The sequence below is a fragment of the Aeromonas sp. Y318-1 genome (assembly GCF_027706125.1).
In the GTDB taxonomy this organism is placed as follows: domain Bacteria; phylum Pseudomonadota; class Gammaproteobacteria; order Enterobacterales; family Aeromonadaceae; genus Aeromonas; species Aeromonas hydrophila.
This window is the reverse complement of sequence record NZ_JAPDCM010000046.1, coordinates 1-1,164: the sequence shown is the minus strand read 5'-3', so window position 1 is coordinate 1,164 and position 1,164 is coordinate 1. Positions and strand designations below refer to the sequence as shown.

Annotated in this window: 1 protein-coding gene; it reads right to left on the bottom strand. The window is 51.6% G+C overall.

Translation table 11 applies throughout. The annotated features are described in order from the left end of the window. Positions 1-23: 23 nt before the first annotated feature. Complete coding sequence (locus OKB87_RS23515) at positions 24-1,055, bottom strand: IS630-like element ISAhy2 family transposase (protein ID WP_001809438.1); 1,032 nt, start codon at positions 1,053-1,055, stop codon at positions 24-26. Between the last annotated feature and the right edge of the window lie 109 nt (positions 1,056-1,164).

The window sequence follows — 1,164 nt, the reverse complement described above, 5'->3', positions numbered from 1 at the left end:
CTAAATAACTGATCCCAATAGTGCTACACCTTCGCTGTGCCATAGCCATTCCCCGGGAAAGGAGACACGGTATCCATGAAGTGTTTCACTCGGGCCAGCAGGTTTGCCATCCCTCTGCATTGATGATTGCGCGTGATGGTTTCATGTAACTTGTGCCATAGCCGTTCTATGTGATTAACCCAAGGGCTGTAAACTGGCTGGAACACCAGGCAGAACTTGGGATTCTTCTTCAACCATCGCTCGGTCTGTTTGCTTTTGTGAATGATGTAGTTATCGAGGATCAACGTGATGGTTTTGGCTCGTCGGTAGTGGTGGCGCAGCTTTTCCAGCATGGCAATAAACAGCGATGAGTTTTTCTTGATCCCGCTGACGTAAAGTACCCTTCCGTTGCCTGCGTGGAGAACGCCTGCCAGATAATGCTTGGCATTCTGCCCCGGTGTGACAACCCGCTTTTGCTGCGCTCTGAACATCCAGTCGGCTCCTAATTTGGGATTGAGGTCTATATCGACTTCATCCTCATAAAACACCGGATTATCGGCATCACAGCGGGCCAGCGCGGCGTCGATATTCGCCATTTTTTCCTGATAGGCTGGGTCTTTTATCCGCAAGGTCGGCACGGGCCTGCGCCAGACAATGCCCATACGAGGTAACCATCGGCGGAGCGTGGAGGCTGCCACATTGAGCCCTGTTAACCGATTGATTTTTATAGCCAATAGTTCAGTACACCAACGGCTGCGCTGATAACCAAAATCTTGCGGAGAAAACTGCATGAGCAGCACCAGTAGGGTGACAATCTTGGCGATAGGTAAGACTGGGGCACGGCCAGCCGGTAAGGCTTCTAGCGCATCTATGCCTTCATCTCGATACCACCGAAGCCAACGACCGATGGTCGAGCGCGCAGCGCCGGTAAGGTGATGAACATCGGTGATCGTGCGTCCTTCATGTAACAGCAAGATGGCCATCAAGCGACGAGCATGTCCTTTATCACGGGTGGCATGGATGATTTTGTGAATGCGGCGCCGTTGTGGTCGTGGCAGAGGTGGTAGGATAGGCATCAACTCAGTCCTTTGGGTGTGGCTTGTTTTGTTTAGCGACTAATCAGATCGCACAAACTGGACTGAGTTCCCTTCCTCCGGTGATCTACTATTCGGAACAGCTATTTAG